Source organism: Williamsia sp. D3 (assembly GCF_000506245.1).
In the GTDB taxonomy this organism is placed as follows: domain Bacteria; phylum Actinomycetota; class Actinomycetes; order Mycobacteriales; family Mycobacteriaceae; genus Williamsia; species Williamsia muralis.
The window spans coordinates 61,460-69,567 of record NZ_AYTE01000030.1 but is presented as its reverse complement, the minus strand read 5'-3'; the positions used below and the strand labels follow the sequence as shown (position 1 = coordinate 69,567).

At 64.8% G+C, this 8,108-nt stretch carries 3 protein-coding genes; 2 read left to right on the top strand and 1 reads right to left on the bottom strand.

Annotation, left to right across the window (positions count from 1 at the left end; all coding sequences use genetic code 11):
- Nucleotides 1–40 precede the first annotated feature (40 nt).
- Entirely contained in the window at nucleotides 41–1,009 is a 969-nt protein-coding gene (locus W823_RS47855) for an ABC transporter substrate-binding protein (RefSeq protein ID WP_023960160.1), read from the top strand.
- Nucleotides 1,010–1,107: 98 nt separating this feature from the next.
- Here W823_RS47855 and W823_RS47850 read toward each other — a convergent pair whose 3' ends face one another.
- Nucleotides 1,108–1,833, bottom strand: a complete 726-nt coding sequence (locus W823_RS47850) for a formyltransferase family protein (RefSeq protein WP_081729833.1) — start codon at nucleotides 1,831–1,833, stop codon at nucleotides 1,108–1,110.
- Nucleotides 1,834–1,857: 24 nt separating this feature from the next.
- Here W823_RS47850 and W823_RS47845 point away from each other — a divergent pair, with 24 nt between their 5' ends.
- Nucleotides 1,858–8,085 (top strand): non-ribosomal peptide synthetase, encoded by a 6,228-nt coding sequence (locus W823_RS47845; RefSeq protein WP_023960156.1) that lies wholly within the window; start codon nucleotides 1,858–1,860, stop codon nucleotides 8,083–8,085.
- The last annotated feature ends 23 nt before the right edge of the window (nucleotides 8,086–8,108 follow it).

Genomic DNA, 8,108 nt, shown 5'->3' with positions numbered 1-8,108 from the left:
CACTCCGGAACATCTCCGGAGCAAGAATGGAGAACTGACAATGAAGAAATCTCGAAGACTGCGGCTGTGGGCGTTGTTGGCCGCGCTGCCACTGCTTTTTGTGGTCCTGCTGACCGGATGCTCGGACGATTCCGACAAAGATTCGGCCTCGGGCGAGACCCGCACGGTGGAATCCGTCGACGGTCCTGTCGAGATCCCGACCGACCCTCAGCGCATCGTGGCGTTGCGTGGCTCGGCAGAAGCGCTGCTCAGCCTCGGTAGCGACAAGGTCGTCGGCGTACCGGATCTCTACACGGCCGACTACTTCGGCAACGACACGGCCGCTTGGGAGAAGTACCAGAGCCTGCCCAAGGTCGGCACCATCGCGCAACCGGATTATGAGGCAATTCTCGCGCTCGAGCCCGACCTCATCGTCGGCAACGTTCTCGAAAAGCATTGGGAAGCAATCGACAAGGAGAAGCTGAAGGCAATCGCGCCGGTCGTGAACCTCGAGGGCGGGTCATTGCTGGTCACCGACTGGTACGAGACCTTCGACGAGGCGGCCGACATCGCGGGCATGAAGTCCGAGGCCGAGGAGCAGAAGAAGCAGTTCCACGCACGCGCCGACGAGATCCACCAGAAGTACGCCGACAAGATCGACGGCACCAAGTTCGTCGCGGTTGCCTCGTGGTCGCCGGGCACCTTCTGGGATCAGAACGCCGGAACGTATGTGCCACACAAGCTCGAGGCCGCGGGTCTGACCTTCCCCACGGGCGAGGGACAGGAACGTTCGTATGAGCAGCTGGGAATGCTCAACGACTACGACGTGATCGTCTACCCGACCCGCGCAGACGGGACCACCACACCTGAGGTGCAGGCGATGCTCGACTCCGAGCTGTTCAAGAGTCTGCCCGCAGTACAGGCCGGACGGGTTCTGGCTGTGGCATACACGGATCCGTTCACCTACGCATCAGGAATGGCCAGCCTGGACAGTTTGGAAGCGCAGTTGGAAAAGCTCCCGCAGAAGTGAGTACCTGAGTCAGATCGATGATGGCGCCGGCGTTTGCCGGCGCCATCGTTGTGTCCGCCGGGATTGGCCACTGCCGGAAACTGCGGTGTGGGAGGAGGTCAGGCCCGGTATGGCGCGAAGAGATCCCGGTACGCCGGGTAGTGGTCCTCCAGTACGCCGAGTTCCGTGGCCCGGACGAAGTTCGGATGGTCCCGATAGTTGCCGATGTCGGCGAGTTGCTTCATTCCGTAATAGCCTGCGGGAGACGAGGAGTGGCCCACAGACGCCGGCACCGGGCTTCGACCGAGAGAGTCGATGTTGTCGACGAAGATGTTGTGGCAAGCCTGCGTCACCTCCATCGACAGTTCCTCCAGCGTCACGGACTCGGTGAGTGCGATAGCCCGTCTGTCGATGATGTCGCCGGTGTCGATTCCCGCGTCGACGCGATGAAGTGTGACTCCGAATTCGCTCTCGCCGTTCAGAATTGCGAAGACTGCGGCGGCAATGGGCAGGCCTCGATACTGCGGCAGCGGCCCGCCGTGAATGTTCACGATGGTCACGCCGAGTTGCAGGATCGGTTGACGGAAGATGAAGGGATTGCCGGTCGAACACACCAGTCCGTCCGTACAGATCTCGTCGATGCCGTCAGCCAGCTCGTTGACGTCGTCGGTGCCGGCGCATTCGAGATCGGTCGCCCACGTGGGGACCGCTTCGCCTTCTGGGTGGATGACAACGTCGACCGGTGTGCCCACCGAGGCGGCATGACCCGCGGCACGCCACAGCAGAGCTCCCGAGCCGACCAGAATCACGAGAACTCCCCTTCGCCCGCGGTCTTCGAACCCCATCGAACCTAGGGTAGCCTAAACTTCATGACGACTTTCGGGCACCCCGGGGATTCGGCCACGGTCCAGGTGGACATTTCGGAGCTGCACGAGCGATGGAATGACCGGACGACACCCACAACCACCGCAACCGTTCCGGAGTTGTTCGCGGCCGCAGCCCGATCGACGCCCGATGCGCTTGCTCTCGTCGATGGGCGTACCCGACTCACGTACCGCGAATTGTCGTTCAAGGTGGGCGAATTGGCGCAACGTCTACGTCAGTCGGGGCTACCCGCCGAGGGTGTGGTCGCCATCGGTATGTCCCGCTCGGCCGAGATGGTCGTTTCCGTGCTGGCCACGATGACAGCCGGTGGCGCGTTCGTTCCTGTCGACCCGCACTGGCCCGAGACCCGTCGGCGGCAGGTGAGCGCCGACGCATCGGTGAAAATCGCACTGACAGCTGCCGACGACCGCACGGACTGGGGCACGGAGACGATCTCGGTGAGCCTCGCCGACTGGCGGTTCGGTGATTGTGTGCCGGACGCGTCCCCGCTGCGCGTGCAGGGGAACCAGTTGGCCTACGTGATCTTCACCTCCGGGTCCACCGGGACTCCCAAGGGGGCGATGATCCGGCACGAGGCGATCTGCGAACGACTTGTGTGGCAACGTGATCAGATATTGATGTTCGGACGAGACGATGCCTCACTGTTCAAAGCGCCTCTGGCGTTCGACATCTCGATCAACGAGATACTGCTGCCCCTTGTCTCGGGTGGATACGTGGTGGTGGCGGCGCCCGGAAGTGAGAAGGATCCTGACTACCTTCTGGATCTGATTGCCTCGGAACGGGTCACCTACCTGTATCTGGTGTCCTCGATGCTCGACACCCTGTTGGCACTGGATCGCGATCGGTCGACCAGGTCGGAGTCCGCGCTGGCATCGGTCAGGCACATCTGGTGTGGCGGAGAGGTTCTGACACCTGATCTCTTCATGCGATTCCGGCAGCAGCTGTCCACCACGCTCTATCACGGCTACGGACCGGCTGAAGCGACGATCGGCGTATCGCACGTCATCTACCGCGACGAGGCCGAGAGAATCGCCACCTCGATCGGTCGTCCCAATCCGCACACCCAGTTGTATGTGCTTGACGAGCAGCTCGAGCCGGTTCCGGTGGGCGTGGGCGGTGAGCTGTATGCTGCCGGATTCCTGCTCGGCCGTGGATATGTCGGCAACGCCGCGATGACTGCGTCGAAGTTCGTGTCCAATCCGTTCGACCCCGACGGCTCACGGATGTACCGCACGGGCGACCTGGCCCGCTGGTGCGACAACGGTTCGCTGGAGTTCCTCGGCCGGGCGGACAACCAGGTGAAGATCCGCGGGAGGCGGGTCGAACTCGAAGAGATCGAGGTGATCATCTCCGGCCACCCGCAGGTGCGGCAAGCGGTGGTGACACTGACGGGCAATACCGCCGGCGCCGACAGTCTGTCGGCCTATGTGACCGAGAACCCGGGCGCCACTGTGGATGTGGGGAACCTACAGTCCTGGTGCGTCGACAATCTGCCCGACTATATGGTGCCGTCGAACCTGATGGTCCTGGACGCTTTCCCCATCACCGCCAACGGCAAGGTGGACCGCCGCGGGCTGCCTGCGATGACCCCCACCCGGCAAGGCGCGTTCATCGCGCCGCGTACACCCCACGAACAGCTCCTGTGTGACATCTTCGCGACAATTCTTGGGGTGGAGAAGGTCAGCGTCGATGACGACTTCTTCGCTCTGGGCGGAGACAGCATCGTGGCGGTCAAGGTTGCCCTGGCGCTGCGGCCGGAGGGATTCAGGCTGCGCTCACAGGACATCGTCTCTCACCGCACGCCCGAACATCTGGCCACGGCACTCACAGCGGCGGGTCCGACGACGACAGCCCCGACAACCGACGCGCCTCGAGTGGAACTGGAGGACGACGAGTCGGACGAGATCCATTCCCAGGTAGATGGTTTGCGTGAGGTGCTGCCGCTGACAGCCGTCCAATCCGGCATCTATTTCCATTCGATTGCGGTGGATGATCACGACCCCTACATGGTTCAGCAGATCGTCGAGTTGTCCGGGCCACTCGATGTCGACAGGCTCGCCGAGGCCGCAGACGTGGTGATCCGCCGCCATACGGCACTGGCGGCGGGCTTTCGCACCACGCGGTCGGGCCGGGTCGTCTCGACCGTGGGGTCGACGCCCGCACCGGAGTTCCGGACGTTGAGTTTTGTTGATGAATCGACGCTGGAGGCAGCGCAATTCGTGGACAGGGTTGCGTCTGAGGAACGCAGCCGCAAGTTCGATCTCACTCGGCCGCCGCTGATGCGCTACACCCTGATCACCATCGGGGAGGGGCGGTACCGGCTCATCCAGACGGTGCACCATCTGATCGCCGACGGTTGGTCGGTCGCGCTGATCTGGAACGACATCACGGCCGCATATCGCGGCGAACCGTTCGACTCCAGCGCACCGCAATTCAGCGACTTCCTGAGGTGGTGGACGCAGGGGCGAACCCCACAGAGCGAGGTGGAAGCGTGGAAGAACCACCTCGCCGACATCGGAGATCCGACACTGATCTCCGACCACCTGCCGCGCAGTCCGGGCAGTGGCTTCGGTCGGCGCCGTCGCACGCTGGGGCCCGATCACCGGCAGGCCCTGACGGCGTACGCCCGATCACGATCGGTCAGCGAGGGTGCCGTGATGACCGCGGCATGGGGTGTTCTGCTGGGCTGCGTCATGGGTCGGACCGATGTGGTGTTCGGTTCCACCACAGCGGGTCGTGGCGAAGATGTGGACGGCATCGACCGGATCGTCGGGATGCTGCTGAACACCGTGCCCACCAGGGTGCGCTGGACCAAGCGGGACACCATGGACGACGTGGTCCAGAACTTCGTCCGCGCGGAGACCGAAGTGCTCGACCACCAACATGTTCCGCTCCTGGATCTCCATTCGGCGTTGGGTGTTCGCGAGTTGTTCGACACCCTGTTCTCAATCGAGAACCTCGAACGTCCCGAAGATGTCGGCGATCTGCGACTCGGGGCCATCGAGTACGTCCAGGCCCCTCACTACCGGCTGACTGCGCTGGTCACGCTGCACGAGTCGGTGTCGGTGGCATTGACCAACGACCGGGCGGCTATCGACGACGCGGTGGCAGACCGGCTCTCGGATCTCTACCTCGGTGTGGTGGAGCTGATCGTCACCGGATCAGATCGGGGTACCAACGCCTTTCGCGCGATCACCGCGACGTCCCCGGTTGACCATCGCACCGTGGTGCACACCTGGAACCCGCCGTCGAAGACTGCGGAACTGCCGCGCTCGGTGGCTGAGCTCATTGAACGTCGGATCGCCGAATCGACGGAGCTGGCGGCCCTGGTTCAGGGTGACGTCACCCTGACTTACGGTCAGCTGGGAGAGCGGGTCAATCGATTGGCCCGCTTGCTGATCGAGTCGGGCGTCGGCCCGGAGGCCCGGGTGGCGTTGCTCCTCCCGCGTTCGCCCGATCTGGTCACCGCGCTGCTCGCCGTGATCGTTGCCGGTGGCGCGTATGTCCCGATCGATCCACGTCATCCGACCGAGCGGATCAGCCACCACCTGTCCGACTCGTCCCCGACCGTGGTTCTGGCCACCGAGGCAAGTGCGGTAACGCTCCGGAGGGCCGGCGTCGACGTCCCGGGTGAGCTGATCTGTCTGGACGATGTCGCGATCAACGGCCGGATGTCAGCATTGCCGGCAGGGCCCGTCGGCGCCGCCGACAGGCAGACCGAGCTGCGCGGGGATCACGCCGCCTACGTCATCTACACCTCGGGGTCCACCGGTAACGCCAAGGCTGTGGTGGGATCTCACACCGGGTTGGTCAACCGTCTCGAATGGTCCACTGCGAGTTGGACCGACGGCAACAGTCCCCTCGGAGGTGTCCGGCTCGCCAAGAGTTCGATCGGCTTCATCGACGGGTCCACCGAGATCTTGGGTGCGCTGTTGGCCGGATGTCGGTTGGTGATCGCCGACGAATCCGAGTCGAACGACGCGGACCGCCTGGCGGACCTGGTGCAGAGTCACGGCATCACCCAACTCACCGGGGTGCCGACCCTGCTGCGGGCCGTCGCCGAAGTGGGAGCGGCACGGGTCGGTGTTGTCCGGCAATGGATCTGCAGCGGTGAGGCGCTGTCCTCGGCTGTCGTTGACGAGATCAACCGGGCATCACCGGGTGCAACGGTGATCAACTCTTACGGTTCCTCCGAGGTGGCCGGAGACGTCGCGTTCTCCTCGCGATCCGCTGCGATCGCCGGACCCATCACCATCGGCGCACCTGTGCCGGGGAGCCAGGTCTATCTGCTCGACCCCTGGCTACGTCCGGTGTCACCTGGAGTGACCGGGGAGTTGTACGTCGGCGGGGCGCAGGTGGCCCGAGGCTATGCCGATCGGCGGGCCCTGACTGCTGCCACGTTCGTGGCCGACCCTTTCGGCCCGGCAGGCACCCGGCTGTACCGAACCGGCGATCTGGCCCGCTGGACCACAGACGGCCTGCTGCAGTATCTGGGCCGCCGGGACTTCCAGGTGAAGGTGAACGGCGTCCGCGTCGAACTCGAGGAGGTCGAGGCCGCGCTCGCCGCTGTACCCGGTGTGGCCGCGGCGGCTGCAACGGTTCACGAAACGGGCGGGTCGAGCCGGCTGGTGGGCTATGTGACGGCGGCAGAGGGCGCGCACCTGGACGGCCGGACGGTTCGCGACGCGGTGACCGCTGTTCTGCCTGTACACGTTGTACCGATCGTGCTGGTCGTCGACGCCCTACCTCTCACGCCTACCGGGAAGGTCGACCGAAAGGCGCTGCCGACACCCGATTTCAGTTCACTGACCACAGCATCGCGAGAGCCCCGTGGCGCCGCCGAGGAGATCTTGGTGTCGGCATTCGCAGAGGCGCTGGGACTGCCTGCGGTCGGTGTCGACGACGACTTCTTCGACCTGGGAGGCGACAGCATCTCCTCGATCGCGGTGGTTCGGCGGGCCGGGCAGCGCGGTCTGGACCTCACCATCGGTGACGTGTTCGCGCTGCGCGCGCCGGCGCGATTGGCAGAGGGTCGAACCGTGGCACCCGACGATACGACCGAGTCGTCCGTGCGACCAGAGCCCGTGCCGGTGGTTCCCCCGGTTGAGCAACATCGGCTCCGTCAGTCCGGTCTCGACATCGAGCAGCACGTGCTCACCGAGGTCATCGATCTGCCGCACCCTGTGGAGCCCGCGCAGTTGGCGTCGGCGGTCGACACGGTGCTCCGCGAGTTCGAGTGCCTGCGGTGGCAGGTGAACCCACGTCACCGATTGCTGTGGAACACCGACGCACTCCCGTACGCAGACCAATTGGCGTCGGAAAGCGTTGCGACGCTGGACCAGTCCGGTACGAACGCCGAAGGTGCTGTCAGGGCAGCGCGTGACCAGGTGGTCGAGCGGGTGGACATCACGGCAGGACGGCCACTGCATGTCGCACTCCTGCGGTCTTCGCAGGGCACCCACCTCATCGTGGCCGTACACGGGGTGGTCGCAGACCGGTTCACCGTCCACCAGGTGACAAATCGCTTGGCCGCACTGCTGGACGGATCCAACTCCGGTGCGCCGACCGTGGGGTCCACCGCGGACGCAACGGTCGCGTTGGCCGAACGTGCCCAGTCTGCCGATGCCGATGCCGCACTGGCTGATTCCATCGATCTGCTGCTCGGCATGCCGTCAGCCGACGACGTGGACGGACACGTGGACGGAGACGCTGGACTCGTCGTACGTGTCGAGAAGCTGCCCGGTCACATGGACAGGTCTGCCGAAGCAGTGGAGGCCGCCTTCGTCGCGGCCATCGCGCAAGGGCCATCGGCCGTACGCACGGTTGACCTCGAATGGAACCTGCGAAACCATCTGTACGGGAACGACGTTCATTCCGACGCACACGACGGCCTACCGGGTGCGTTCACCGCCGTGTACCCGGTGTGGCCGGGGGTCAACGGGTTCGAACGGCCACCGTATGCGCCCTGGTACGACTTGTGGCGCTTCCAGCACAGCGTCGGACGCAAGAAGTTGCGGCGGGCACCCACTGCAGGAGTGCTGCTGACCCGAGTCTTCGGCCCGCTCGCCGATCCCGCTCGGCGGGAGGGTTTCGAGGCGCTCTACGGAGTGGTCGGCCGGTATGCGATCCACGGGGATCGCGTGGAATTACATGTTCTGGGCCTGGACGCCGCCGACATGGCGGACCGTTGGGCCGCCGCCCTGAACCCGTGAGTGTGGCACGACCGACGAAGGAG

Excerpts from the sequence above, each read along its gene's own strand:
- W823_RS47855 (WP_023960160.1), top strand. The coding sequence starts at position 41 with ATGAAGAAATCTCGAAGACTGCGGCTGTGGGCGTTGTTGGCCGCGCTG.
- W823_RS47850 (WP_081729833.1), bottom strand. The coding sequence starts at position 1,833 with ATGGGGTTCGAAGACCGCGGGCGAAGGGGAGTTCTCGTGATTCTGGTC.
- W823_RS47845 (WP_023960156.1), top strand. The coding sequence starts at position 1,858 with ATGACGACTTTCGGGCACCCCGGGGATTCGGCCACGGTCCAGGTGGAC.